Source organism: Bacillus sp. CH_48, from assembly GCF_038008465.1.
Classification (GTDB): domain Bacteria; phylum Bacillota; class Bacilli; order Bacillales; family Bacillaceae_G; genus Bacillus_A; species Bacillus_A thuringiensis_S.
Window position 1 is genome coordinate 1,463,766 of the sequence record NZ_JBBOZF010000001.1, and the last position, 26,235, is coordinate 1,490,000.

The following is a 26,235-nucleotide window of genomic DNA, read 5'->3' on the forward strand; positions in this document are numbered from 1 at the left end:
TATCTTATTTTAGGCATTTATTACTTCTTTTTTTACATCTGGTAAGCCTTTTAATAAATTTTCAGCAATTGTTAACCACTTCGATGTCTCTAAACCATTTGTTTTCATAACAATTTTCAATTGTGATCCTTCCATTCCTAAACCGATCATACGTCCAAAACTATTTCCAAGCATGAATAATTTTCCACCATCAATATTTTGACTTGCTTGTTCAGAAAACAGGAATGTTACTTCAAATTTATTCTGTTTAATTAACTCAATTTGTTCTTTCATTGCCAACACTTTGATATTTGCAATTTGTAATAAATAACCGACTTCTTGTGGATAATCACCGAATCTATCGATCATTTCTTCCTGCAATTCTTCAATATCCTCAATTGCAGAAACACCTCTAAATTGTTTATACATCATAATTTTTTGCTTACTATCTGAAATATAAGCATCTGGTAAGTATGCATCTACCTCTAAGTCAATTTCAACATTAACTGTATTTTCAGCCCCATCTGTTCCTCTACGCTGTTCAATTGCATCTTTTAACATTTGAGAATATAGATCAAATCCGACAGAATCAATAAATCCATGCTGCTCTGCCCCTAACAAATTACCTGCTCCACGAATAGATAAATCTCTCATCGCAATTTTGAAACCAGATCCAAGTTCCGTGAACTCTTTAATTGCTTGCAGACGCTTCTCTGCAACCTCTGACAGCACTTTGTCACGTTTATAGGCAAAGTATGCATATGCAACACGATTAGAACGTCCAACACGCCCACGAAGCTGATACAACTGTGATAATCCCATACGATCTGCATCAAATACAATTAACGTATTTACATTCGGAATATCTACACCCGTCTCAATAATTGTTGTACTTACAAGAACATCATGCTGTCCTTCTAAAAATGATAGCATAACAGACTCTAATTCACTTTCGTTCATTTTCCCATGTGCGTATGTTACACGGGCATCTGGAACTAACATCGAAATTTCATCTGCTTTTCTTTCAATATCCTCTACACGGTTATATAGGAAGTAAATTTGACCGCCTCTTGCAAGCTCTCGCTCTATCGCCTCTCGCATTAATGCTGGATTATACTCTACTACATACGTTTGGACTGGGAAACGATTTTCTGGCGGTGTCTCAATAACAGATAAGTCGCGCACACCAAGCATAGACATATGAAGCGTCCGTGGAATCGGAGTTGCCGTTAATGTTAATACGTCAACATTCGCCTTCAATTGTTTAATTTTCTCTTTATGCGTCACACCAAATCTTTGTTCTTCATCAATAATAAGAAGCCCTAAATCTTTATAAGTAACATCTTTAGATAAAATACGATGTGTTCCGATTACAATATCTATTGTGCCATCCTTTAAACCCTTAATCGTTTCATTTTGTTGTTTTCTCGTACGGAATCTACTTAATAATCCTATATTGATTGGATAATCTTGAAAACGCTCTCGAATTGTTTCATAGTGTTGCTGCGCAAGAATCGTTGTCGGTACTAAAATTGCAACTTGTTTTTCATCCATAATTGCTTTAAATGCCGCACGAATAGCCACTTCAGTCTTTCCATACCCTACATCACCACAAAGGAGCCTATCCATCGGGCGTCCGCGTTCCATATCTTTTTTAATCTCGTCAATAGAACGTAACTGATCCTCTGTCTCTTGATATGGGAAAGATGATTCGAACTCTTGTTGTTCTGCTGTATCTGGCGTATATGCATAGCCTTTTGAAGCTTCGCGTTCAGCATATAGTTTAATTAGGTCATCCGCAATGTCTTGTACAGATTTTTCAACTTTCGTTTTAACCTTCTTCCAATCATTACCGCCTAATTTGTAAACTTTTGGATCCTTACCTTCAGACCCTACATATTTTTGGACTTGATCAATTTGTTCAATTGGAACGTATAACTTATCATTACCTTGATATTTAATATTTAAATAATCTTTATGAACACCATTAATCTCTAATGTCTCAATACCTAAAAATTTACCTATACCATGATTTACATGAACTACATAATCTCCAACTTTTAATTCCGAATAACTTTTAATACGTTCAGCATTCGATAACTTTTGTTTACGTTGTGATTTTTTAACTTTCTTATGAAAAAGCTCCTTTTCAGTAATGACAACAAGCTTTTGCATCGGCATTTCAAATCCTGCATGTAAATCACCTACAGCAATTTGTAACCTTCCAGGCAATAAGATATCTGTACCTTCCACAATATCTGCCTCAATATCATAATCACTTAAAATATGTTGTAATTTTTTCACACGTTCATCATCTGTTCCAAGTACAACAGTCGTAAAATGCCCTTCATTCCATCTATCAATTTCTGTTTTTAACAAATTCATCTGTCCATGGAAATCTTGCATTGTTTTACATGTTACATTTACAATATTTTGCGGATGCGTGTGTGCAATATGACGCAAGAATAACGTTAAATATACAAAATTTCTTTTTTTATGATGAAGAAATCCCTCGAATGCGTGAGAGAAAGATAAATCTTGAATAATTGTTCCTTCACCAAGAAGTGATATATACCATTCCGCCTCTTCTGTTTCCAGATGTGATGCTGTTTCTTGAATACGGGAAATCTCATCTAAAATTACAACACCGTCTTCTGGTAAATAATCTATCAGACTAGCAGGTTCTTTATAGAAAATAGATAAGTATTTAAACATCTGTTCTATACTTTGCCCGTTTTTCAACATCTCAATTTCATGACTTACCGTCTCAAGTACTGTAGTCTTTAGTTTATCATCAGAAAGTTTTTGCATCGTCTTAGTCAAACCTTCTTCAAGATGCTGAATTCCTGATTTTAATTCTTCCTGTGAAAATAAAAACTCTGTTGCCGGACCAAACTTAACGCTTTCTTTTTTTCCTTGAGAACGCTGTTCATCCACATCAAATAATCGAATAGAATCGACTTCTGTATCGAAGAATTCAATACGAAATGGTAGTTCTTCAGTTAAAGGATAAATATCTAATATTCCCCCGCGCAAACTGAACTCCCCTGGAGCTTCTACCATCGACTTACGTTCATAGCCAATATGATGTAAAGTATGCAAGAGCGCATCTAAATCAATCTCTTGCCCTAGATTGATTTCAACTTGCTTTTGCTTCCACAATTCTTTTATTGGTAAAAATCTACGCAATCCTGCCACTGGAGCTACAATGATTCCATTCTCTCCAGCAGCCAAGCGATTTAACACTTCTATACGTTGCGCCTTCAATTCTGGACTTGCAACCCCAATTTCCGATGCTATAAGTTCATTCACTGGATATAGCCACACATCTTTTTCACCAAGTAACGCCACTAAATCTTCATGTACTTTTTGCGCTTGGTATAAGTTATGTGTCACGATTAATTGTGATTTTTTTGTTTTTTTATATAAAGCCGCCATTAATAATGAACGAGAAGACGTTGCCATCCCTGATATAAGTTGTTCCTTTAACCCATCTTCTAATCCATTAATAACTGATTGTATCTCTTTATTTTTATAAAATTGCTCTAATAAACCTATCATTTTTAAAACTCCTCTCAACATAAAGAGCAAGCCATTCTATTTTATGCAAATATTTCGGAAAAGGAAAACAGAAAAATGCTTTGGACATGCCAAAGCGACAACATTTTATTGCAGAAATTTTTCATATTCATAATACTCAGGATAAGATGCGAGCGTTTCTTGACACGATTCACAAATCGTTTTTATATATATATTTCCATTCTCATGAAAATGAATCATCTCTACTACTTCTTGCTCTGTTAGTTGAAATAAAACGTCGCTATATACTTTTTCTGCGTTAATGGAGCCTACATTACCTCCGCAGTGTCTGCAATAATAATACCCTTCCATACTAGCCTCCTAAAAATTAAATTACTACTAGTATGGGTAAAACAAAAAAGAAATATTCCTAATCTCATTTTTAACTATTGAAAGTATTCATGATTTGGAGAAAAGGCTTATTTAGCCACTCTTCACATGCATCCGCTGCTTTTTCAATAGAATGGTTAACATCCGGAATCTCTTCAGATGTAAAGCGTCCTAATACATAATCGACTACCTTCATTCCATTTTTCGGGCGATCAATTCCCATACGGATACGTTGAAATTCTTGTGTTCCTAGGTGTGAAATCATTGACTTTACACCATTATGTCCACCAGCACTACCTTTCATGCGAAGACGCAATTTACCTACAGGAATGTCTAAATCGTCGTACATAACAACGAAGTCCTCAACATCAATTTTATAATAATCCATGAGTGGACGAATACTTTCTCCAGATAAATTCATATATGTTAGCGGCTTTAATAAGATTACCTTTTCTCCATTAACAAAACCTGCACCAAATACACCTTTAAATTTTTGTTCATTCAAAGAAATGTTCCAACGCTTCGCAAGTTCATCAATGGCCATAAATCCAATATTATGCCTTGTTAATTCATATTCTCTACCTGGGTTCCCAAGTCCTACTATCAATTTCATTCTTGTACCACTACTTTCTTTTTTCGATACGAAAAGACGTAACCAATTTTGGTTACGTCTCATTCTATCCAATTAATTGAATAATACACTCACAGATTCTTCTTCGTATACACGAATGATTGCTTCTCCGATTAATGGAGCAACTGAAAGTTCATGTACTTTGTCGATTTTCTTCTCTTCCGGTAATACGATAGAGTTCGTTACAACTAACTCTTTAATATTTGAATTTTGAATACGTTCAATTGCTGGACCAGATAATACTGGGTGTGTACAGCAAGCATATACTTCAGAAGCACCGTTCTCAACAAGAGCGTTTGCTGCTAATGTAATTGTACCAGCTGTATCAATGATGTCATCAATTAAAATCGCTGTTTTGCCTTCAATATTACCGATAATGTTCATTACCTCTGATACGTTCGGGCGAGGGCGACGCTTATCAATAATAGCGATTGGCGCTTTTAGACGATCTGCCATTTTTCTTGCACGAGTTACACCACCATGATCAGGAGACACGATTACGATATCTTTAAGACCTTTTGTTTCAAAGTAATCAGAAAGAATCGGTACACCCATTAAGTGGTCGATTGGGATATCAAAGAACCCTTGAATTTGTGGAGCATGTAAATCTAGAGTGATTACACGAGTTGCACCTGCTGTTTCAAGCAAGTTTGCTACAAGTTTCGATGTAATTGGTTCACGAGAACGCGCTTTACGGTCTTGACGCGCATAACCATAATAAGGAATAACAATATTAATTGTTTTCGCAGATGCACGTTTTAATGCATCGATCATAATAAGTAATTCCATGATATGTTCGTTTACTGGGAAGCTTGTAGATTGAATAATGAATACATCGCAACCACGGATACTTTCTTCAATGTTAATTTGAACTTCTCCATCACTAAAACGATCAACAGAACATTTTCCTAGTCCTACTCCAATATGCTTTGCAATCTGCTCAGCAAGTTCCTTATTAGAGTTTAAAGAGAATACTTTCAAATTAGAATTTAGATATTGAGTCGACATCTAGATTAACCCTCCACATTATGATTTTTTCTTATTCAGCAATTGATCAACATAGTCTTCTTTGTTAACTTGACGTGCACGTGCTACCGATAATGCTTTTGATGGAACATTCTCTGTAATTGTAGAGCCTGCTGCCACATAAGCACCATCTTCAACTGTTACTGGAGCAACAAGGTTTGAATTACATCCAATAAATACCCCATTACCAATCACAGTTTTGAATTTATTCTTACCGTCATAGTTCACCGTAATTGAACCACAACCAAGATTCACGTCTTCTCCAACTTGTGCATCCCCGATATAACTCAAGTGTGAAGCTTTACTTCTATTACCAAAGACAGTTTTTTTGATTTCCACGAAGTTTCCAACGCGTACTTCGTCTCCAATAACTGAATCTGGGCGAATATGTGCAAATGGACCAACCGATACTTCTGTACCAAGTTTACTATCATGTACAGTAGATTGACGAATTGTCGTACGATCTCCAATTTCACTATCACGAATTACTGTATGCGGTCCAATTTCACAATCAGAACCAATTACAGTGTTCCCCTCAATAATTGTTCCTGGATGAAGAACTGTATCACTACCGATAATTGCATCAGCAGAAATATAAGTGTTACTTGGATCAATAATTGTAACACCATTTACCATGTTCTTTCGGTTGATACGGTTTTTCATAATAATTTCCGCTTGCGATAGAGCGACTCTGTCGTTAACACCTAACGTTTCATCGAACTGCTCTGTTTGATAAGCTGATACGATATGACCTTCATTTTTTAAAATCTCAATAACATCTGGAAGGTAATATTCACCTTGTACGTTATCATTTGAAACTTTAGAAAGTGAAGCAAATAAAGCCTTATTATCAAAACAATACGTACCTGTATTGATTTCTTTAATAGCTAATTCTTTCTCATTTGCATCTTTATGCTCAACAATCTTTTCAACATGACCATTCTCATTACGAACAATACGGCCATATCCAGCAGGTTCTTCTATGTACGCTGTTAGCACCGTCGCCATTGCTCCTGCTTCTTTATGTTGCTGAAGTAATGCTTCCATCGTTTCAGCAGTTATTAGCGGCGTATCACCACAAATAACTAAAGTTGTTCCTTCTTCATTTGCAAGTACACTTGCAGCTTGATCTACAGCATGTGCTGTACCAAGTTGTTCTGCTTGTAATGCAAACTCACTTACGTTTCCTAGCTGTTCTTGTACCATTTCAGCACCATGTCCAACAACCGTTACAAGTTTCTGCAATCCTAATTGAGATACTTGATCGACTACGTGTTGTACCATGGGTTTTCCACATACAGGATGCAGCACTTTGTATAGCTTAGACTTCATACGTGTGCCTTTACCTGCAGCTAGAATCACTGCAAATCTGTTTGACATATAGACCCTCCATCGCAACCTATTTATCCATTAAAGATATTATCCTAAATCATCATATATTTCAAGAAACACATTTTAACTATTAAATTTTACCATAATTCTTATAAGATGTTTTACTCTTTAGTATCTTTTTTAAGAAATAAGCTATACTATTTAAAATGATTTTGAAAAAATTAGTAGTTTCTTCTTTTTATATTAATGAATTATGAAATTTACAAATATAAAGTAAAAAAAACAAACTCCTGTAAATGCTTACAGGAGTTTGCTACAAAATTATAAGGCTTTTCGTCAAAGCCCTTTTCATTCGAATTTTACGAAGCACCTGCTTCTTCAAACTCAACCTCTTCTAACTCGCCTAAACGATGATACTCTGTTAAAACCGCATCTTGAATTTTAGAGCGTGTACCAGAATTAATCGGATGTGCAATGTCACGGAACTCTCCATCTGGAGTACGTTTACTTGGCATTGCTACAAATAATCCATTATTACCATCAATTACACGAATATCATGAACAACAAATTCATGGTCCAAAGTAATAGAGGCAATTGCTCTCATGCGGCCTTCTGTGTTTACGCGGCGTAATCTTACGTCAGTCACTTCCATCTTGTGTTCACCACCCTTTTCTAAATAAGCGATATATTTGTATAAATTCCACAAATTTTCTATTTTCCCTTTAATTTTTTAAAAATTTTTAAGATAAAAATTTTTAATGTAGTTGAATATAGAGATTAGTGGAGGTTATCGCTTACAAAAGGTTACTTAACTAGGGCGATTACTTCAATTTCAACGGAAACATCTTTCGGTAATTTTGCTACTTGCACACAAGATCGAGCTGGTTTATGAGTAGAGAAATAAGAGCTATATACTTCATTCACTGCATTAAAATCATCCATGTCCTTTAAAAATACTGTTGTTTTTACGACTGTATCAAATGAAGCACCTGCTTCCTCTAATACCGCTTGTAAATTTTGAAATACTTGTTCTGTTTGTACTGTTACATCTCCTGTTACAAGCTCCCCATTTTCCGTTAATGGAATTTGTCCTGAGCTATAAAACATATTATTTACAATAATCCCTTGTGAGTAAGGTCCAATCGCTTGTGGTGCCTTGCTTGTTTGAACAACTTTCATACTTTTCACCCTTTTATTATTTATTTTACTCTTTAAAAATAGTGTACGAAAGGCAGTTTGTCCATCTATTTTATAATCTATAAATAAAATAAAAAAAGATAGAGCTATCTGCTCTACCTTTTATTCAGCCTCTACAAGCCCTTCATCAAATGGTGCAAGAGAATAATTCCCTTTTTCCACTTGAATCGTTTTTTCTTTCACATCAACTTCCGATAGACGAATTAATGATACAAAATTATTAATTAGTCGTTCTTCAATATCTGTGGATTCTACTAATACACCAATACCAACAACATTAGCCTTGAACTCTTCTAACATACTCATCATACCTTGAATCGTTCCACCAGCTTTCATGAAGTCATCAATAATTAAAACATTCGATCCTTCTGGAAGGCTGCGTTTTGCTAATGTCATTGTTTGAATTCGTTTAGAAGAACCCGACACATAGTTAATACTAACAGTCGGACCTTCTGTTACCTTATTATCTTTCCTTGCAATTACAACTGGTACATCTAAGTAATTTGCCACTGCATAAGCAAGTGGAATCCCTTTCGTTGCCACCGTCATAACCGCATCAATTGATTGCCTAGCAAAAACAGAAGCAAACAAACGACCTGCGCCATTAATATGGCGAGGATTACTCAATAAATCTGTCATGTATAAGTAACCGCCAGGCAAAATACGATCTGGATTTTCAAATAAGCCACAAAGCTCATCAATAATTAGATCTGCCTCTTCTTCACTTATATACGGTATATATTTCACTCCTCCTGCTGCTCCTGGTATCGTTTGCAATGTGCCGACCCCTTGTTGTTCAAACGTTTGCTTAATAATAACTAAATCTTCACTAATGGAAGACTTAGCCGATTGATACCTTTCAGCAAAAAAAGTGAGAGATACTAGCTGACGAGGGTTTTGTAGCAAGTAATAAGTCATATCGACTAATCTTGTACTTCTTCTAATTTTCATACTCTCACCTCAAATCACGAATATTCTAAACAAATCATAACGTATTATACGTCTTTATTCAAGCGTTTCTCGCTCTCCTAATAAACGTACCGCATAGACCTGTTCACAAAATCCTTTTAACCCGTTATAAATGCGATGCATTCGAGAATCATGGTGTACAAGTCCAAATACAGTTGGACCACTTCCACTCATCAATACAGCATCCGCTCCGAATCGCTTCATCTGTGATTTAATACGTGCAACTTCAGGATGCATTCCAAATGTTACATCTTCTAAAACGTTACCAACAGTATCACAAATCCCTTTATAATCTCCAGAATTTATGACATCAACCATTTTATCTACATTTGGATGTGTAACTCGATTTAACTTTAAATTTCCATACACATCAGCAGTAGATACACCTATATGTGGTTTCGCTAAAATAACCCAACAAGAAGGCGGAGTCTTTATATGCTCAATTTTCTCTCCTCTTCCAGTGGCAATTGCTGTGCCGCCGTATACACAGAACGATACATCTGATCCAATTTCTGCGCCAAGCTCTGCTAACTCATCAATTGTAAGCCCTAAATTCCATAATTTATTAAGACCACGTAATGTCGCTGCTGCATCACTACTTCCACCTGCTAATCCAGCTGCTACTGGAATCGTTTTTTCAATAGTAATAGATACACCTTTTTTTACATTAAACTTCTCTTTTAATAATTTCGCTGCCTGATAAGCTAAATTTCGTTGGTCGTCTGGGACATACCGATTATGGGATAAAATTTCAATACGGTCTTCTGCTAATTCCGTTAGTTCTAGACGATCTGCTAAATCAATGGTTGTCATAATCATTTTCACTTCATGATATCCGTCTTGTCTTTTTCCCAGTACATCTAACGACAGATTAATCTTTGCTGGTGCTTTCACTAGTAGCTTCAATCTATTCACCCACTCTATGTACTCAATCTTTTATCGTTTATTTTACCATAAATTTATAGTAAGACGATGACACTTCCCTAATTATAACGAAAAGCATTCAGAATGAAACTACTTATGTAAAATGATGGCACCTTTTAGAGTACAAAAAGCCGAGGAATGTCTCCTCGGCTACCGTAGCATAGAAAGTATCTTACAACTACTGGTTTCGTTTCATTAATTGCTGTTCTGCAATTTCTATAGCACGTTTCACCATGTTACCAGCATCTTTCGCACGAATTCCGCCCCATCCTTCTTTCTGAACAACATCATAAAAGCCAAGCTCTTTTGCTAGCTCTTCTTTAAATTGGTTTGACATGACACCTCTTCGTCTACTCAATGCAGAGTCCCTCCTTATTTTGCTACGGTATAGTTAGTATGCAAAATAATATAGCTTTTCATTTATGGGAATATATGTAATGATATATGGATTATAAAATGACCTCATTATGAGGGTCTCCATAAAATGTTAACTCTACTGTCTCTGTTAAAACATCTGCATAACTATAAGATACACGTTGCAACGCATCTTCTTGTTGATCCAATTGTACAACAAAAACAGAACGGTATGTTTCTGCTAGTACACCTGATTGCTCCACAGTTTTTCTTCTTCCACTATTTGCTTTTAACATAAGTCGCTGTCCAAGATGGTGATCTAATTCGCTTTTAATTTCATCTAAACGTTTTGACATATACTTCGCTACACCTCGCTGTAATTTAGATTGAACACTTAAAGCACTATATATCTATCCTAATTATTAACCGCGATTCACAGCTAATATCATCTTGCGTTTGAATAGATAGAAGAAATACTATATTGTAAAAGTATCATTACGTAGTCTGTACGTTCTTGCCTCTTTTTATCCAAATTCATTTAAATCCTTCCATACAAAAAAGCAAGATACATATGTACCCTGCTTACTCTTCGTAATGTTGAAAAGGTAATCCCGTTCGTAAAATCCCTCTCGTTTCAATTCCACCTAGTCCCTTTTCACCAGTAATTGTATTACGTACGACATCCCATACATTGACTCTCTCCATAAATGAAGTAAAACTAATTTTACCAACTACATATACGGGATCTAGTGCATGAATATTAATTCTAGATGGTGAACTAGCGAAATTGGCCCCTGCACGAATTAGTGCCTCAAAGTGCGATTGACATGCCCCAGCAAAAATAACAAGTTGATCCAATGATGGATATTTTTTTCGCACTTCTCGAACAGCCTGTACAAAATGCCTTGAATGCCTATATGCCGCTAAATCTCCCTTCACTCCTTTCGATTTTGTATATGCATCATGCCCCGTAATAACGAGAATGTCTGGGCGAAAGTGATCTATTAAGTCTACTACTTTTTCATGCATCTCCGTTTCTTTACAATGAATACCTTGTACAGGAACGCCAATTTTGTTATATAAGTCTAAGCACTTGCGCAAATATAAAGGGTCTCCATCTATATGCAATACACGTCCCGGCATTTGAAAATAATTCACCTCACTTGTGTATCCACCAGTTGAAGTATGTTCATGCCTTTGTTTCATTAACACATAATCTTGTTGAAACAAACGATACGTGCGCTCCATTGTTTCTTTCTCACGCTTCACCCTTTTTTTATGTTCTCGTTGATCTATACTAATTAAATCTTCAAGTGGCGCATCCGCCACCAGTCTAATTTCCTCTCCAAACAATATAGCTATCTCGCCTTTTATTTCTATAATACGAAAAAGAATATCCCTCTTATGAGAATATCGTTCCACTAATTCTCCAACATGTAAAGCCATTCTCCTACCTCCAAACTCATTAGGCCATCTTACCTGTTTTTAAAATATGAATTTAGAGGGAGAAAGGTGACAAAAGGGACAGTTCAAGTTGAACTGTCCCTTTCATATTCTTATGATAATTTATGAAGAACCAATGCATTACTTAATGTTGCAAACTCTTCAATAGATAGCGTTTCGCCTCTTCGCTTTGGATCAATTCCTACTTCTGTTAAAATTCGATCCAATAATTCCTTATCTTTCGGGAAACCATTTAAATTATTTGATAAATTATTCATTAAAGTTTTACGGCGCTGTGCGAAACTTGCTCGTACTACTTCAAAGAAGAATGTTTCATCTGTCACCTCTACAACCGGTTTCGGACGCTTTAGAAGGCGAATAATTGCAGAATCAACATTTGGCTGTGGTACAAACACTGTACGCGGTACAGTCATAACTGTTTCAACTTCTGTATAATACTGAATGGCAATCGATAAAGAACCATACTCTTTCGTTCCAGGTTTAGCAGCTAAACGATCTCCAACTTCTTTTTGCATCATAACAACAAATCCACGAACTGGTAACTTTTCTTCAAGCAATTTAAATAAAATTGGCGTTGTAATATAGTATGGCAAGTTAGCTACTACCATTACATCTTGCCCTTCTTCAAATTGCTCATTAAATACTTCATGTACATCCGCTTTTAGTACGTCTTTATTAATAACTGTAACGTTACCATATGGTGCTAACGTCTCATCTAAAATTGGTAATAGTCTTTGATCAATTTCAAAAGCCACTACTTTTTTAGCACGCTTCGCTAATTGCTCTGTTAATGCACCGATACCTGGTCCAATTTCAATTGCACCACTTTCTGAACCAATTTCAGCATGATCGACAATACGATTTAATACATTTGTATCAATTAAAAAGTTTTGTCCTAAACTTTTTTTGAATGAAAATCCATACTTTTCAACAATGTCTTTTGTACGATTTGGCGTTGCGATATCCTTCATTTTTTTTCCTCCTGTATTACTTGCTTATAAGCTTCTCCAAATAATTCCTTTGAAACTTGAAACATCTGTAATCGTTTATGTAACTGTTTTGCATTTGTATAACCAATCTTTAATAGCTTACCCATTCTTTCTCTGCGGCTCTTTGCCATTTCTCCGCCCACTAAGCCCGCATCGACTAAATCACTCCAACTAATTTCACTTGTATAAACTTCCATTTCTTCATGTATATTCTCTAGAGCACGGCGGATCGACTCATTAGAAGCATGTTCGATCCCAACTCCCTTTTTCCTTTTAGCAAGCGCTTCTTCCTTCGGTAAAAAGGCATGCTTACAGCCGGGAACCTTGTCAGAAATAATTTTTCGAATACGCTCTCCAGGATAATCCGGATCTGTGAAAATAATAACGCCCCTTTTTTGTTGCGCTAATTTAACTTGCTCAATAACATGATCACCGATTGCTGAACCGTTCGTTTCAATTGTATCCGCATCAACAGCACGCTTAATCGCAACTGTATCATCTTTACCTTCTACAACGATAATCTCTTTTATTTTCATGCTTGCCTCCACACTCGTTTCGTCTCTACTTAGTAAAACAAAAAAATGACGACTTTTCCATTATTATTTTCCCCATTCTTATATTTTAAAAAATAGAATAGAAAAATCTTTGTTCTCTGTCCTTATTGTAACACTTCATCATTCACATTTATTTTCTTCATCACTTCTACTAGTGTTTTTTCAAAATAAAAAAGAACAGGTTTCCCCATTCTTTTTTATTCAACACCAAATAAAAATTTTGCATTTTTGGTTGTCATTTCTGCTACTTCCTCATAAGAAATTCCTTTTAAATTCGCAATTTCTTCTGCTACGAGTTTTACATAACTCGGTTCATTTCGTTTCCCTCGAAATGGATGCGGCGTTAGATACGGACAATCCGTCTCTATTAACAATTTCTCTAATGGAATCTCCGTAGCAACCTCTTTCGGCTTCTTAGCATTTTTAAATGTAACTGGTCCGCCTAACGAAATTAAAAAGTTCATATCAACACATCGCTCTGCTACTTCTACGCTGCCGCTAAAGCAATGCATAATGCCTCCTACTTCAGCTGCATTCTCTTCTTCTAGAATATCAACAATATCTTGAGTTGCATCGCGGTTATGTATAATAATCGGCAATTTCACTTTTTTAGCTAATGTAATTTGTTTACGGAATACTTCTTTCTGTATTTCTTTTGGAGACTTATCCCAGTGATAATCTAAACCCATTTCTCCAAGTGCAACGACTTTAGGATGAGAAGCAAGTTCTTCTAACCAAGCTAAATGTTCTTCTGTCATGTCAATTGCATCAACTGGATGCCATCCAACCGCAGCGTAAATAAAATCATAGGCTTCAGCTAATTCCATCGCCTTTTTTATCGTTACTTCATCAAAACCAACAACAACTGTATAAGTAACTCCCGCTTCTTTCATTCGGGCAATAACTTCTTGCAAATCTTCTTCGAATTGCTCTGCATTCAAATGTGAATGTGTATCAAACAACATAATACATAACTCCTTTTATATTGAAATCAAGTTTATTCTACAAAAATAAGTTCTTTAATAACTTAACGATAACAATACTACAATCTTAATGCAAAAATAGAGAGTGTAAAAAGAAAAAAGACGCTTCACACATGTTACACGTGAAACATCTCTTTTCTTGTCTTAATTACTTGATTTTTGTACCATTTGGTAGATTTTGATCAATTGATGCTAATGACAATACGCCATTCTCTTCACCCGCTAAAATCATACCTTGCGATAATTCACCGCGTAATTTTACAGGTTTTAAGTTTGTTACACAAATAACCTTTTTACCTTTTAGGTCCTCTGGCGAATAGAATTTCGCAATTCCAGAAACAACTTGACGCTTTTCTGTGCCTAAGTCTAGTTGAATTTTTAACAACTTGTCTGCTTTTTTCACAGGTTCAGCAGATAGTACTTCAGCTACGCGTAATTCTACTTTAAAGAAATCATCAATTGTAATTTCTTCTGCCTTCGGTTCTTCTTCTTTTTTCTCTTCTACTTTAGGAGCAGAGCTTTTCATTTGTTCCTTAATGTACTCTACTTCCACTTCCATTTCTAAGCGAGGGAAAATTGGGTTTCCTTTTTCTACTTTTGTTCCAGCTGGAATACAGCCAATTGTAGATAGACTTTCCCAAGATTTATGAGCCTCATCAGTAAGGCCAAGCTGAGCGAACATCTTGCTTGGTGCTACTGTTAAGAATGGCATAAGCATAATACCTGTTTGACGAAGTACTTCTGCTAAATGAGCCATTACAGAAGCTAACTTTTCACGATCATTCTCATCTTTCGCTAATACCCATGGTTGTGTTTCATCAATATATTTGTTCGTACGACTAACCAATTGCCAAATAGATCCTAACGCTACAGAGAACTCCATATTCTCCATTGCCTCTTCTACTTTTTTCAATGTATCTTTTGCAAACGTTACTAACGTTTCATCAAATTCCGTTACATTCGCTTTAAATGCAGGGATTTCTCCGTTAAAGTACTTATCAATCATAGCTACTGTACGATTTAATAAGTTACCTAAGTCATTTGCTAGATCGAAATTAATACGCTCCACAAATCCTTCTGGTGTGAATACACCGTCAGATCCGAATGGAACTTCACGAAGTAAGTAATAACGTAATGCATCTAATCCGTAACGATCGATCAATGTAACTGGATCTACTACGTTTCCTTTTGACTTACTCATCTTTCCATCCTTCATTAAAATCCAGCCATGAGCAAAGACTTTTTTCGGAAGAGGTAAATCTAATGCCATTAAAATGATTGGCCAATAAATTGTATGGAAACGAACGATTTCTTTTCCAACTAAATGCACATCTGCCGGCCAGAATTTCTTATACATCTCTTCATTTTCTGTTCCATAACCTAATGCTGTAATGTAGTTAGATAATGCGTCAACCCATACGTAAATAACGTGTTTCGGATTACCTGGAACACGAACTCCCCAGTCAAATGAAGTACGAGAAACTGCTAAATCTTCTAAGCCTGGTTTAATGAAGTTATTAATCATTTCATTCTTACGAGACTCTGGCTGAATGAAATGTGGATTATCTTCATAGAATTTTAATAGTCTGTCGACATATTTACCCATTCTAAAGAAATATGATTCTTCACGAACAAGTTCTACATCATGACCACTATCTGGACTTTTTCCTCCAACTACTTTGTCACCTTCCATAATTGGATCTACTAATTGATGCTCCGTATAGAATGTCTCATCTTGTACAGAATACCAACCTTCATATTCATCAAGATAAATATCACCTTGATCTACTAGTTGCTTAAAGATTTTTTCAACAACATCTTTATGACGATCTTCAGTTGTACGAATAAAATCATCATAAGAGATATCCATCTTCTCCCAAAGTTCTTTAATTCCTGCAACAATATTATCCACATATGCTTGTGGTGTAATATTTAATTCTTCTGCTTTTTTTTGGATTTTCTGTCCATGCTCATCAGTTCCTGTTAAATAATGAACATTGTATCCTTGCATACGCTTATATCGTGCCATTGCATCTCCTGCTACTGTCGTATAAGCATGTCCAATGTGTAATTTTCCACTTGGATAATAAATTGGGGTAGTAATATAAAAGGACTTATTTTCCTCTGTCATTGTTTTGGACCTCCCGAATAACCTCATATGTATTTATAAACAGTATATCAAAAACTCATATATAAAGTGAAACTTTAATCAGCGGGGTTTTTGTTCATCCCCACTGATTATTAGCCCACATCAATCGGGCTTTTACGAGCAGCCCGAATCTCACTTATCTTCTTTACCCCAACCTAATTTTGAATTTGGGTTCTTAATGCTCGATATCTTTATCATCTATTGCTCATATTCCAAAAAAATATACAATCTCCACTTAAAATTTGTTAATTTTTCAGAAAACAATGTAAATAATTGTGGAATTTCCTCTCAATCTATTATATATAAGAAATAAGAAATCTATAAATCTTTTTAAAAAATATAGAATTTAAGAATTGACGGAAATGTAAATGATTGGTATCATATGTCCATAGGGTATTTTGTCGAAAAATGACGAATCTAAAAATAGACTCGAAACTTATAAACTATTTATTTAGGAGGAAAAAAATTATGAAATCTACTGGTATTGTTCGTAAAGTTGATGAATTAGGTCGTGTAGTAATTCCAATCGAATTACGCCGTACTTTAGGTATTGCAGAAAAGGATGCTCTTGAAATCTATGTTGATGACGAGAAAATCATCTTAAAAAAATATAAACCAAACATGACTTGCCAAGTAACTGGTGAAGTATCTGACGGTAACCTTTCTTTAGCTGAAGGTAAAATCATCTTAAGCAAAGAAGGCGCTGAGCAAATCTTAAACGAACTTCAAGATTATATCGAAACAGCAAAATAAGCTTCTCAATTATGAGAAGCTTATTTTTTATCGACATGATAGATTTGATATACATCTCTTTTCGACAATTCTCGATCTTTAGCGACTGTTTTAATCGCTTCTTTTGAATTCATACCTTTTTCATTTATATAGTGTTCAATATGATCATATACTGAAAGAGATTCCCACCATTGTTCTTCTGGAGCAGGTTCTTCTGTCGAACCAGCTACTAAAATACAAAACTCACCACGTACCTCATTTTGCTTCGTCCACTCAATTGCTTCTTCGACTGTTCCTCGAATAAATTCCTCAAATTTTTTCGTTAACTCCCGACATAATACAATCTCTCTATTTCCCAACACTTCCTGCATCGAAATTAAAGTATCATCTAAACGATGAGGCGCTTCATAAAACATCATTGTAGTTTGTACATAACGAAGCTTTTCTAACTCCATCTTTCGTTCCTTTTTATTTCTCTGCAAGAAACCATAGAAATAAAACTGCTTTGTTTCAAGACCAGATGCAATTAATGCTGTAAGGGCTGCATTTGCTCCAGGAAGCGGAATTACATGATATTGCTCAGCTACTGCCTCAACAACAATATCGTAACCTGGATCAGAAATACACGGCATACCAGCGTCACTAACAAGTGCTACATTCTTTCCATCCTCTAATTTCTCTAATATTTTCTTCCCACTTACTTCTTTATTGTGCTCATGATAACTCGTGACAGGTGTTTCAATTTCAAAATAATTACAAAGTTTTTTCGTTTGTCTCGTATCTTCAGCAGCAATTAAATCAACTTCTTTTAAAATTCGGATTGCACGAAATGTCATATCTTCTAAATTTCCAATAGGAGTTGGTACTAAATATAAAACTCCCTTTTCATTTTGTTGAAAGCTTTTTTGTTGCCACATAGCGTTCTCCTTTTTGCATATATGCCTCTTTTTGTTTTCTCGTTAATTGCTTAAAGTAATACTCCGCTTGCATAGCTGTACGTTTATCATCATGGGTCTCTACATATTTTAAAACGACAGGAAGCCTGACGCGTGTATACTTAGCTCCTTTGCCGCTATTATGAGTCTGTATTCGTTTTTCTATATGGTTTGTATATCCAGCATAATAACTTCCATCAGAGCACTCTACCACATAAAAAAAATGCTTATTCTTCTCCATATAAAATTGAACGTATCTCCTTTGTATATTCGTTATTGTTCTCATATACAACGAGAGGTGGTAAAATTTTCAAATCTGCATTTCCATCCTTAATTCCTTCAATTAACAATGTATTTGCTTCTTTTCCAACCTTAGGATAAACAAATCGCACACGCTTTGGTTCAATTTTATATTTACGCATTAATGTGACAATGTCGAGTAATCGCCCTGGACGATGTACAAACGCCACTTTCCCACCTTGTTTTACTAACTGACTACTTGCAGATACAACATCTTCTAATGTACACATAATTTCATGACGAGCTATCGCTAAATGTTCATTCATATTTTTCTCTGAAGTTTGAGGTGTTTGAAAATATGGTGGATTACATGTAACAACATCATATTGATGACGTCCGAGTTTCTCTGGCATATCTTTCAAATCTCCATGTATGAGGTGAATTCTTTCTTCCAGCCCATTATATTGAACACTTCTTACTCCCATATCATATAAGCGTTCTTGAATTTCCACACCAGTAATCTTTCCTTTTGTTCTTGTACTTAATAGAAGGGGGACAACTGCGTTACCTGTACACAAATCAAGTAAATTCCCCTTTTGAATTGGTACCCATGCAAAATCTGCCAGTAAAACAGCATCTAAAGAAAAATTAAATACTGATGGGCTTTGTATAATCTTCATGTCTTGCGCTAATAAGTAATCTAAACGTTCATCTTCATATAAATTCATATACTGCTCCTTTTCTTACCCTTAACCTACCCTATTTCATGTATAAAAAATTACCTTTCCAATTATAATTGGAAAGGTAATTTCACTTTTTATTTAAGAATGACAGACAGAACAAACAATCTCCCTCTTTACGTACACTTCCATAATGTAGATTGCAAATATGAAAACCTTCTTGATACAGTCTCGCTAAATTGTCATAGCCTTCACCAATATCTGTCTTCGGCTTCACTTCTTTACGCTTTTGAGTTTTTTGTTTTTCTTTATTCTGCACTTCTTCAAAACGGTGTCGCAAATTGTTATTTTCCATTTTTATATGCTGGTTTTCTTCCAACAACTCTGCAAGATGCTGTTTTAACTCTCCCAACTGTTTGTATAAATGTCCAATTTGCTCTTCCATACTAGAAACCGATTCAAAAATATCTTTTTTCTCCACAAGCACCCACCTCATTAATCTGTGGTTTGACTCGAAACGACCCCTTTATTCACTAACTCATCTAACGTATATTCTACTATCCGTTCCTTGTCTACTAGTTCCACTTGAATTAATCTTTCTAAAATATTTAATCCGATCACACGGCCAGTACCATGCGGGGTTTGTATACGTTGATCTAAATCAGGAAGTTGTTCCTTTGCTGCCTCATATTCATCATTCTCATATTTTAAGCAACACATTAAGCGACCACATAAACCAGAGATTTTTGCAGGATTTAATGATAAATTTTGATCCTTTGCCATTTTAATGGATACAGGTTCAAAATCTCCTAAAAAAGTAGAACAACAAAGCATACGACCACATGGACCAATACCACCTAGCATCTTCGCTTCATCACGAACACCAATTTGTCTTAGTTCAATTCTTGTTCTAAAAATTGCCGCTAAGTCCTTCACTAGTTCGCGGAAATCAATCCGACCATCCGCAGTAAAATAGAAAATAATCTTATTACGATCGAATGTATACTCTACATCTACAAGTTTCATATCAAGATTATGCTCTACTACCTTTTGCTGACAGACTTGATATGCTTCTTTTGCAGCATGTTTGTTCTCTTCAACAATGGTACGATCATTTTCATTTGCAATACGAATAACCTTTTTTAGCGGTAATACAACGTCGTTTTCATCAACTTGCTTTTTGGTAATAACTACTTTTCCGTATTCAATACCTCTTACCGTTTCTACAATAACAAACTCATTTTCAGAGATATCGAACTGATTTGGATCAAAGTAATATACCTTTCCGGCCTTCTTAAAGCGAACACCTACTACATCATACAAAACGGTCATCCCTCCTGCAACCGCAACACTAACTGTTCGAACACAAGCTGCGCATTTACATTAGCGTTGATTCTATTTTTTGCCTCTAATATATTAAAGAGAGCTGATACAATGCGCTTCTGAGCATAGGAAAACGATTCAAACATCTCTTTCTGCTCATGAAAAACAAGACGATCTTCTTCTCCAAGTTGAACATATAGTAAATCCTTATAAATAAGGAGTAACATATCTAACCCTTGCTGTAATTGTTCTTTCTCTCCAAAGTGTTTTCCCCATTTTTCTTGTACAAAAAAAATAGAGGTTTTATCTTTTTCGAGCGCTTCACATAATTTTATCACTAAAGCTCGTGCTTGTGCAAACCATTCATCACTACATAAAGCTAAAGCTTCATCAAAACTATTTGTGAGTTGAGCAGCAAGTGTCGATAAAGATGCTGTAATACCTTCTTCCTGTAATCTTCTAATTAAAGATTCTGTAGGTAACGGTCTAAACGTAACAACTTGGCAACGAGATAAAATCGTATTTAAAATTTGATGACTTTGTTCAGTAAGTAAAATAGCGGTTGTATCACTACTTGGTTCTTCTAAAAATTTCAAAAGTGTATTTGCCGCATTTGCCGTCATACGATCTGCGTGCTCAATAATATATAATTTTTTATTTGCCTCTAATCCTGTTTTTGAAAACTCTTCTTGTAAATCATGAATTTGCTGCTTCTTAATAGATAATCCGTCTGGTTTTACAATATGTAAGTTAGGGTGGTTACCTGAATCAATTCGCTTACAATTTGTGCATACATGACAGGGCTCTACTCCATTCCGCTGAGAACAGAGGAAACTCTTTGCCATTTGAATTGCTGTCGCAAACTTTCCCGTACCTTTCCCTCCCTCTAACAAGTAAGCGTGGGATATACGCTCTTTTGCAATGCTATTCATCAACATTTTTACACCGATGGGTTGTATAGCAGAAAGCTGCTCCCACGTCTTCATCATAATGCATACCTCACTTATTTCATTCTTTCCTTCTATTATAACAATTTATCTTCTATAATCTGAACAACTTCTTCTATAAGTTTTTCCATCGGCTGATCAGCATTTACCAATACAATACGATCCGAGAAACGTTCTACAACTTGTAAATACCCTTCGCGCACACGTTTATGGAAAGAGATATCTTCCATATCTAGTCGATTTACTTCACGTCCTGCATCTTTTTCAATTCGAGCCAAACCAACCTCAGGCTCAATGTCTAGATAAATTGTTAAACTAGGCATACAGTCCTCTGTTGCGAAACGATTTATTTCAAATACCTTATCCATACCCAACCCTCTTGCATAGCCTTGATATGCTAAAGAACTATCTATAAAACGATCACATAGCACGAGATAGTTCTCATTAAGTGCTGGCATAACTTTTTCTACTAAATGCTGTCTGCGCGCAGCAGCATAAAGAAGCGCTTCTGTACGTGCTTCCATCATCGTATATTCTTGTTTATGTAAAATCGTCCTAATGTCCTCAGAAATTGCAATACCACCTGGTTCCCTTGTCGCCATTACCTTTTGTGCTTTTTGTTCAAAATATGGTAATAAGCTTTTAATTAACGTTGTTTTACCTGAACCTTCTGGACCCTCAATTGTTACAAATAATCCCTTCATCCTAAAACCTACTTTCTATATCATACACTTTCATATATTTCGTATTACCTTGAAAACGAGCTCCTGCTCTCTCTAAATACATAATTTGCTCTTTATGCTCTGAAGTAATTCTCTCTCCATACATAACCAATGGAATTCCAGGTGGATACGGAATTACCATTTCCGCCGCTATCATTCCAACAGCCTCTTCTATAGATACTATCTTTGTTCCATATCCTTCTAGTTGTTTATACGTATACGGCAAAGGAGAGAATTCACCTTTATAAGTATAACGAATAGATTCCCTCTTGTCTTTCACGTCATAATGTTGCAATGCTACTCGGATCATCTCTATAACCTTCATATACTCCTCATTTACTTGCAGGGGTAAAATAAATAGGACATTGTACGGATCAGCCATCTCTGTATATATACCGACATTTTCAAATACGGACTGTAATTCGTACCCTGATAACTGACAACGAGTTTGTACCGTAACCTTTAGCTCGTCTTGCAACGGATATTCTAAAATGGCGATTTGTGGAATAGAACGTAACTGTTCCTTAAATCTCCGTAAAAACTCAACAATTTCACCATGTCCTTCTTCTTTTATACGCGCCATTGTAAAGCGTGCTATATCCAAGGAAGCCATAATTGGATACGATGGACTACTAGATTGTAGCATACTTAAATAAGTAGTAACCTTCTCTTCGTCTACTAAGTGACTATTTATATGTAAATAGGAACCCATTGTCATTGCGGGTAATGTTTTATGTGCAGAATGAACTACAATATCTGCACCATATGTTAACGCTGATTTTGGGAATGGTTCTCCCAAACAAAGATGTGCCCCATGTGCCTCATCTACCAAAACAGGGATTTTATGTGCATGTGCAAAAGCGATGCTTGCCTCTAAATCCATCCCCATACCATAATAATTAGGATGCGTTAAAATGAGTGCTTTCGCATTTGGATATTTTCCAATTGCTTTCTTAATAATTTCATTACGAACTCCCACTGGTACGTTATAAGCTTCATCAATCCATGGATCTAAAAAAATGGGATTTGCTCCCGCTAGTTTTAAACCATTAATAATTGATTTATGACAATTTCTTTGTACAAGAACAATATCATGTTCCCTGCAACAAGACAAAATCATTGCTAAGTTCCCGACTGTTGAACCATTAATTAAAAAATAACTTCTCTTTGTATCATACACTTCAGTCAATAATTGTTGTGCCTCATCTATACATTCAAACGGACTATGCAAATCATCCAGTCCTGCTAACTCAGTTACATCAATAGATAGAATATCTTTAAACTCTCTTATTGCCTTCTGAGGGAAGTTTAAACCATTCTTATGACCTGGAACATGAAAAGATAACGACCCTCTTTCTTTAAACTCTATTAACGCCTCATATAAAGGCATATGATTTTGATTCATCTACATCTCTTCCTTATAATTCATTCTCCATCTATTATACAGAACAAAAAAAATAATAGGCATATGCCTATTTAAAAATATGATACTTCTAATTTTCGAAGTTGCTTTAAATAATGTATATATTTTGGATCATCTGTCTCTGTGTTCACCATATCCTTTTCACATTCATAACATATTAAATTATTATAAACATATATACCTTCTTTTCTTTTTGTCTCACAAACAATACAAACTTCACTTTGTAATTTCATAACCTTCCCTCCCTATTTAAGTGAACCTATTTTATACTTCTAATCCTTAACAATTTCCAGAAAAATATACACCCATCTCTTATATAATATGATTAACTCTTGGGCAACGTGTTTGTATTACCATTACTTCTTTCCCATTCTTTTTAACAATACAAAAAAACACGAGTCAAATGACTCGTGTTTTAGTTGCTTGGCGACGTCCTACTCTCACAGGGACAAGGTCCCAACTACCATCGGCGCTAGAGAGCTTAACTTCCGTGTTCGGTATGGGAACGGGTGTGACCTCTCTGCCATCATCACCAAACTATGAAGGCATATTCCTTCAAAACTAGATAACATTGCTACATATTATATGGTTAAGTCCTCGATCTATTAGTATTCGTCAGCTCCACATGTCACCATGCTTCCACCTCGAACCTATCAACCTGATCATCTTTCAGGGATCTTACTAGCTTACGCTATGGGAAATCTCATCTTGAGGGGGGCTTCATGCTTAGATGCTTTCAGCACTTATCCCTTCCGCACATAGCTACCCAGCTATGCCCTTGGCAGAACAACTGGTACACCAGCGGTGCGTCCATCCCGGTCCTCTCGTACTAAGGACAGCTCCTCTCAAATTTCCTACGCCCACGACGGATAGGGACCGAACTGTCTCACGACGTTCTGAACCCAGCTCGCGTACCGCTTTAATGGGCGAACAGCCCAACCCTTGGGACCGACTACAGCCCCAGGATGCGATGAGCCGACATCGAGGTGCCAAACCTCCCCGTCGATGTGGACTCTTGGGGGAGATAAGCCTGTTATCCCCGGGGTAGCTTTTATCCGTTGAGCGATGGCCCTTCCATGCGGAACCACCGGATCACTAAGCCCGACTTTCGTCCCTGCTCGACTTGTAGGTCTCGCAGTCAAGCTCCCTTATGCCTTTGCACTCTACGAATGATTTCCAACCATTCTGAGGGAACCTTTGGGCGCCTCCGTTACACTTTAGGAGGCGACCGCCCCAGTCAAACTGCCCACCTGACACTGTCTCCCGGGTCGATAAGACCCGTAGGTTAGAATTTCAATACAGTCAGGGCGGTATCCCACCAGCGCCTCCACCGAAGCTAGCGCTCCGGTTTCAATGGCTCCCGCCTATCCTGTACAAACTGTACCAAAATTCAATATCAGGCTACAGTAAAGCTCCACGGGGTCTTTCCGTCCTGTCGCGGGTAACCTGCATCTTCACAGGTACTATAATTTCACCGAGTCTCTGGTTGAGACAGTGCCCAAATCGTTACACCTTTCGTGCGGGTCGGAACTTACCCGACAAGGAATTTCGCTACCTTAGGACCGTTATAGTTACGGCCGCCGTTTACTGGGGCTTCAGTTCAGAGCTTCGCTTACGCTAACCCCTCTCCTTAACCTTCCAGCACCGGGCAGGTGTCACCCCCTATACTTCGCCTTACGGCTTCGCAGAGAGCTGTGTTTTTGCTAAACAGTCGCTTGGGCCTATTCACTGCGGCTTTCCGTTAAGAAAGCACCCCTTCTCCCGAAGTTACGGGGTCATTTTGCCGAGTTCCTTAACCAGAGTTCTCTCGCACACCTTAGGATTCTCTCCTCGCCTACCTGTGTCGGTTTGCGGTACAGGCACCTTTTATCTCGCTAGAAGCTTTTCTTGGCAGCGGGGAATCAAAGACTTCGCTCCATAAGGAGCTTCCCCATCACAGCTCAGCCTTCACGATAAGCGGATTTGCCTACTTATCAGCCTAACTGCTTGGACGTGCACAACCAATCGCACGCTTCTTCTATCCTTCTGCGTCCCTCCATTGCTCAAACGATAAAGAGGTGGTACAGGAATATCAACCTGTTGTCCATCGCCTACGCCTGTCGGCCTCGGCTTAGGTCCTGACTAACCCTGAGCGGACGAGCCTTCCTCAGGAAACCTTAGGCATTCGGTGGACGGGATTCTCACCCGTCTTTCGCTACTCATACCGGCATTCTCACTTCTAAGCGCTCCACCAGTCCTTCCGGTCTGACTTCACTGCACTTAGAACGCTCCCCTACCACTGATACCATTGGTATCAATTCGCAGCTTCGGTGGTGTATTTAGCCCCGGTACATTTTCGGCGCAGAGTCACTCGACTAGTGAGCTATTACGCACTCTTTAAATGGTGGCTGCTTCTAAGCCAACATCCTAGTTGTCTAAGCAACTCCACATCCTTTTCCACTTAATACACACTTTGGGACCTTAGCTGGCGATCTGGGCTGTTTCCCTCTTGACTACGGATCTTATCACTCGCAGTCTGACTCCTAAGGATAAGTCATTGGCATTCGGAGTTTGACTGAATTCGGTAATCCGATGAGGACCCCTAGTTCAATCAGTGCTCTACCTCCAAGACTCTTACACTTAAGGCTAGCCCTAAAGCTATTTCGGGGAGAACCAGCTATCTCCAGGTTCGATTGGAATTTCTCCGCTACCCACACCTCATCCCCGCACTTTTCAACGTGCGTGGGTTCGGGCCTCCATTCAGTGTTACCTGAACTTCACCCTGGACATGGG

General features: G+C 36.9%; 26 protein-coding genes and 2 rRNA genes (1 of these 28 cut by a window edge). 1 reads left to right on the top strand and 27 read right to left on the bottom strand.

Annotated features, from left to right (window positions below):
• Positions 1-9: 9 nt before the first annotated feature.
• The 16 genes from mfd to metG all read right to left on the bottom strand — a co-directional run bounded on the left by mfd (position 10) and on the right by metG (position 16,443).
• Complete coding sequence (gene mfd / locus N2V92_RS07215; protein WP_000579721.1) at positions 10-3,540, bottom strand: transcription-repair coupling factor; 3,531 nt, start codon at positions 3,538-3,540, stop codon at positions 10-12.
• 105 nt (positions 3,541-3,645) lie between these two features.
• Entirely contained in the window at positions 3,646-3,870 is a 225-nt protein-coding gene (locus tag N2V92_RS07220; RefSeq protein ID WP_000399438.1) for an anti-sigma-F factor Fin family protein, read from the bottom strand.
• A gap of 70 nt (positions 3,871-3,940) precedes the next feature.
• Entirely contained in the window at positions 3,941-4,501 is a 561-nt protein-coding gene (pth, locus tag N2V92_RS07225; RefSeq protein WP_014894852.1) for an aminoacyl-tRNA hydrolase, read from the bottom strand.
• 72 nt (positions 4,502-4,573) lie between these two features.
• Positions 4,574-5,527, bottom strand: coding sequence for a ribose-phosphate diphosphokinase (locus tag N2V92_RS07230; protein ID WP_000107420.1), 954 nt, complete (start codon positions 5,525-5,527; stop codon positions 4,574-4,576).
• A gap of 18 nt (positions 5,528-5,545) precedes the next feature.
• The gene (glmU, locus tag N2V92_RS07235; RefSeq protein ID WP_000071039.1) at positions 5,546-6,925 is read right to left on the bottom strand and encodes a bifunctional UDP-N-acetylglucosamine diphosphorylase/glucosamine-1-phosphate N-acetyltransferase GlmU; all 1,380 of its coding nucleotides are present in this window, start codon (positions 6,923-6,925) and stop codon (positions 5,546-5,548) included.
• A gap of 311 nt (positions 6,926-7,236) precedes the next feature.
• Positions 7,237-7,530, bottom strand: coding sequence for a septation regulator SpoVG (gene spoVG / locus N2V92_RS07240; protein ID WP_000454041.1), 294 nt, complete (start codon positions 7,528-7,530; stop codon positions 7,237-7,239).
• A 152-nt stretch (positions 7,531-7,682) separates the two neighbouring features.
• Positions 7,683-8,057: a RidA family protein gene (locus N2V92_RS07245; RefSeq protein ID WP_000869823.1), complete on the bottom strand. Its 375-nt coding sequence runs from the start codon at positions 8,055-8,057 to the stop codon at positions 7,683-7,685.
• Positions 8,058-8,177: 120 nt separating this feature from the next.
• On the bottom strand, positions 8,178-9,026 hold the full coding sequence (gene purR, locus N2V92_RS07250; protein WP_000702467.1) for a pur operon repressor: 849 nt from the start codon (positions 9,024-9,026) through the stop codon (positions 8,178-8,180).
• 54 nt (positions 9,027-9,080) lie between these two features.
• On the bottom strand, positions 9,081-9,950 hold the full coding sequence (ispE, locus tag N2V92_RS07255; protein WP_000772104.1) for a 4-(cytidine 5'-diphospho)-2-C-methyl-D-erythritol kinase: 870 nt from the start codon (positions 9,948-9,950) through the stop codon (positions 9,081-9,083).
• 196 nt (positions 9,951-10,146) lie between these two features.
• Positions 10,147-10,326: an acid-soluble spore protein SspF gene (sspF, locus tag N2V92_RS07260; protein WP_002094215.1), complete on the bottom strand. Its 180-nt coding sequence runs from the start codon at positions 10,324-10,326 to the stop codon at positions 10,147-10,149.
• 91 nt (positions 10,327-10,417) lie between these two features.
• A complete protein-coding gene (gene veg / locus N2V92_RS07265; RefSeq protein ID WP_000044347.1) occupies positions 10,418-10,678 on the bottom strand; it encodes a biofilm formation stimulator Veg in 261 nt (86 codons plus the stop codon).
• A 226-nt stretch (positions 10,679-10,904) separates the two neighbouring features.
• Positions 10,905-11,768: a sporulation peptidase YabG gene (gene yabG, locus N2V92_RS07270; protein WP_001173734.1), complete on the bottom strand. Its 864-nt coding sequence runs from the start codon at positions 11,766-11,768 to the stop codon at positions 10,905-10,907.
• A 110-nt stretch (positions 11,769-11,878) separates the two neighbouring features.
• On the bottom strand, positions 11,879-12,757 hold the full coding sequence (gene rsmA / locus N2V92_RS07275) for a 16S rRNA (adenine(1518)-N(6)/adenine(1519)-N(6))-dimethyltransferase RsmA (RefSeq protein ID WP_000651548.1): 879 nt from the start codon (positions 12,755-12,757) through the stop codon (positions 11,879-11,881).
• A complete protein-coding gene (gene rnmV, locus N2V92_RS07280; protein ID WP_000692841.1) occupies positions 12,754-13,311 on the bottom strand; it encodes a ribonuclease M5 in 558 nt (185 codons plus the stop codon). The genes rsmA and rnmV overlap by 4 nt, the downstream gene beginning before the upstream one ends.
• A 215-nt stretch (positions 13,312-13,526) precedes the next feature.
• Positions 13,527-14,294 carry a TatD family hydrolase gene (locus tag N2V92_RS07285; RefSeq protein ID WP_000895845.1) on the bottom strand — a complete coding sequence of 256 codons (768 nt, stop codon included), beginning with the start codon at positions 14,292-14,294 and terminating at the stop codon, positions 13,527-13,529.
• A 166-nt stretch (positions 14,295-14,460) separates the two neighbouring features.
• Entirely contained in the window at positions 14,461-16,443 is a 1,983-nt protein-coding gene (metG, locus tag N2V92_RS07290) for a methionine--tRNA ligase (protein ID WP_000134138.1), read from the bottom strand.
• Between the two features lie 486 nt (positions 16,444-16,929).
• Here metG and N2V92_RS07295 point away from each other — a divergent pair, with 486 nt between their 5' ends.
• Positions 16,930-17,214, top strand: coding sequence for an AbrB/MazE/SpoVT family DNA-binding domain-containing protein (locus N2V92_RS07295; protein ID WP_000843036.1), 285 nt, complete (start codon positions 16,930-16,932; stop codon positions 17,212-17,214).
• 20 nt (positions 17,215-17,234) lie between these two features.
• Here the strand turns inward: N2V92_RS07295 and rsmI are convergent, their stop codons facing one another.
• The 11 genes from rsmI to N2V92_RS07350 form a co-directional block, all read right to left on the bottom strand.
• Positions 17,235-18,110, bottom strand: coding sequence for a 16S rRNA (cytidine(1402)-2'-O)-methyltransferase (gene rsmI / locus N2V92_RS07300; RefSeq protein ID WP_016078236.1), 876 nt, complete (start codon positions 18,108-18,110; stop codon positions 17,235-17,237).
• A complete protein-coding gene (locus N2V92_RS07305) occupies positions 18,079-18,369 on the bottom strand; it encodes a GIY-YIG nuclease family protein (protein ID WP_000414350.1) in 291 nt (96 codons plus the stop codon). The genes rsmI and N2V92_RS07305 overlap by 32 nt, the downstream gene beginning before the upstream one ends.
• The gene (locus tag N2V92_RS07310; RefSeq protein ID WP_001055355.1) at positions 18,356-19,096 is read right to left on the bottom strand and encodes a tRNA1(Val) (adenine(37)-N6)-methyltransferase; all 741 of its coding nucleotides are present in this window, start codon (positions 19,094-19,096) and stop codon (positions 18,356-18,358) included. The genes N2V92_RS07305 and N2V92_RS07310 overlap by 14 nt, the downstream gene beginning before the upstream one ends.
• 82 nt (positions 19,097-19,178) lie before the next feature.
• On the bottom strand, positions 19,179-19,529 hold the full coding sequence (yabA, locus tag N2V92_RS07315) for a DNA replication initiation control protein YabA (protein ID WP_000412063.1): 351 nt from the start codon (positions 19,527-19,529) through the stop codon (positions 19,179-19,181).
• A 14-nt stretch (positions 19,530-19,543) separates the two neighbouring features.
• Positions 19,544-20,371: a PSP1 domain-containing protein gene (locus N2V92_RS07320; protein WP_000272429.1), complete on the bottom strand. Its 828-nt coding sequence runs from the start codon at positions 20,369-20,371 to the stop codon at positions 19,544-19,546.
• 5 nt (positions 20,372-20,376) lie between these two features.
• Positions 20,377-21,360 (bottom strand): DNA polymerase III subunit delta', encoded by a 984-nt coding sequence (gene holB / locus N2V92_RS07325; RefSeq protein ID WP_000978578.1) that lies wholly within the window; start codon positions 21,358-21,360, stop codon positions 20,377-20,379.
• 35 nt (positions 21,361-21,395) lie between these two features.
• Positions 21,396-22,022 carry a dTMP kinase gene (tmk, locus tag N2V92_RS07330; RefSeq protein ID WP_000677218.1) on the bottom strand — a complete coding sequence of 209 codons (627 nt, stop codon included), beginning with the start codon at positions 22,020-22,022 and terminating at the stop codon, positions 21,396-21,398.
• A gap of 1 nt (position 22,023) precedes the next feature.
• Positions 22,024-23,445: an aminotransferase class I/II-fold pyridoxal phosphate-dependent enzyme gene (locus N2V92_RS07335; protein ID WP_001073008.1), complete on the bottom strand. Its 1,422-nt coding sequence runs from the start codon at positions 23,443-23,445 to the stop codon at positions 22,024-22,026.
• Positions 23,446-23,516: 71 nt separating this feature from the next.
• Positions 23,517-23,696, bottom strand: coding sequence for a sigma factor G inhibitor Gin (locus N2V92_RS07340; protein WP_000776279.1), 180 nt, complete (start codon positions 23,694-23,696; stop codon positions 23,517-23,519).
• Positions 23,697-23,884: 188 nt separating this feature from the next.
• Positions 23,885-24,000 (bottom strand): 5S ribosomal RNA (rrf, locus tag N2V92_RS07345).
• Positions 24,001-24,048: 48 nt separating this feature from the next.
• Positions 24,049-26,235: ribosomal RNA gene (locus tag N2V92_RS07350) — 23S ribosomal RNA — on the bottom strand; it runs 735 nt beyond the window's last position.

Coding starts and splice junctions, on each gene's coding strand:
- N2V92_RS07295 (WP_000843036.1), top strand. CDS start 16,930: ATGAAATCTACTGGTATTGTTCGTAAAGTTGATGAATTAGGTCGTGTA.
- N2V92_RS07305 (WP_000414350.1), bottom strand. CDS start 18,369: ATGGAGAAGAATAAGCATTTTTTTTATGTGGTAGAGTGCTCTGATGGA.
- N2V92_RS07245 (WP_000869823.1), bottom strand. CDS start 8,057: ATGAAAGTTGTTCAAACAAGCAAGGCACCACAAGCGATTGGACCTTAC.
- veg (WP_000044347.1), bottom strand. CDS start 10,678: ATGTCAAAACGTTTAGATGAAATTAAAAGCGAATTAGATCACCATCTT.
- N2V92_RS07310 (WP_001055355.1), bottom strand. CDS start 19,096: ATGAATTTATATGAAGATGAACGTTTAGATTACTTATTAGCGCAAGAC.
- N2V92_RS07220 (WP_000399438.1), bottom strand. CDS start 3,870: ATGGAAGGGTATTATTATTGCAGACACTGCGGAGGTAATGTAGGCTCC.
- mfd (WP_000579721.1), bottom strand. CDS start 3,540: ATGATAGGTTTATTAGAGCAATTTTATAAAAATAAAGAGATACAATCA.
- rnmV (WP_000692841.1), bottom strand. CDS start 13,311: ATGAAAATAAAAGAGATTATCGTTGTAGAAGGTAAAGATGATACAGTT.
- spoVG (WP_000454041.1), bottom strand. CDS start 7,530: ATGGAAGTGACTGACGTAAGATTACGCCGCGTAAACACAGAAGGCCGC.
- pth (WP_014894852.1), bottom strand. CDS start 4,501: ATGAAATTGATAGTAGGACTTGGGAACCCAGGTAGAGAATATGAATTA.
- N2V92_RS07335 (WP_001073008.1), bottom strand. CDS start 23,445: ATGAATCAAAATCATATGCCTTTATATGAGGCGTTAATAGAGTTTAAA.
- holB (WP_000978578.1), bottom strand. CDS start 21,360: ATGATGAAGACGTGGGAGCAGCTTTCTGCTATACAACCCATCGGTGTA.
- purR (WP_000702467.1), bottom strand. CDS start 9,026: ATGAAAATTAGAAGAAGTACAAGATTAGTCGATATGACTTATTACTTG.
- N2V92_RS07230 (WP_000107420.1), bottom strand. CDS start 5,527: ATGTCGACTCAATATCTAAATTCTAATTTGAAAGTATTCTCTTTAAAC.
- rsmI (WP_016078236.1), bottom strand. CDS start 18,110: ATGTGGCAACAAAAAAGCTTTCAACAAAATGAAAAGGGAGTTTTATAT.
- glmU (WP_000071039.1), bottom strand. CDS start 6,925: ATGTCAAACAGATTTGCAGTGATTCTAGCTGCAGGTAAAGGCACACGT.
- rsmA (WP_000651548.1), bottom strand. CDS start 12,757: ATGAAGGATATCGCAACGCCAAATCGTACAAAAGACATTGTTGAAAAG.
- N2V92_RS07340 (WP_000776279.1), bottom strand. CDS start 23,696: ATGAAATTACAAAGTGAAGTTTGTATTGTTTGTGAGACAAAAAGAAAA.
- metG (WP_000134138.1), bottom strand. CDS start 16,443: ATGACAGAGGAAAATAAGTCCTTTTATATTACTACCCCAATTTATTAT.
- N2V92_RS07285 (WP_000895845.1), bottom strand. CDS start 14,294: ATGTTGTTTGATACACATTCACATTTGAATGCAGAGCAATTCGAAGAA.
- yabG (WP_001173734.1), bottom strand. CDS start 11,768: ATGGCTTTACATGTTGGAGAATTAGTGGAACGATATTCTCATAAGAGG.
- tmk (WP_000677218.1), bottom strand. CDS start 22,022: ATGAAGGGATTATTTGTAACAATTGAGGGTCCAGAAGGTTCAGGTAAA.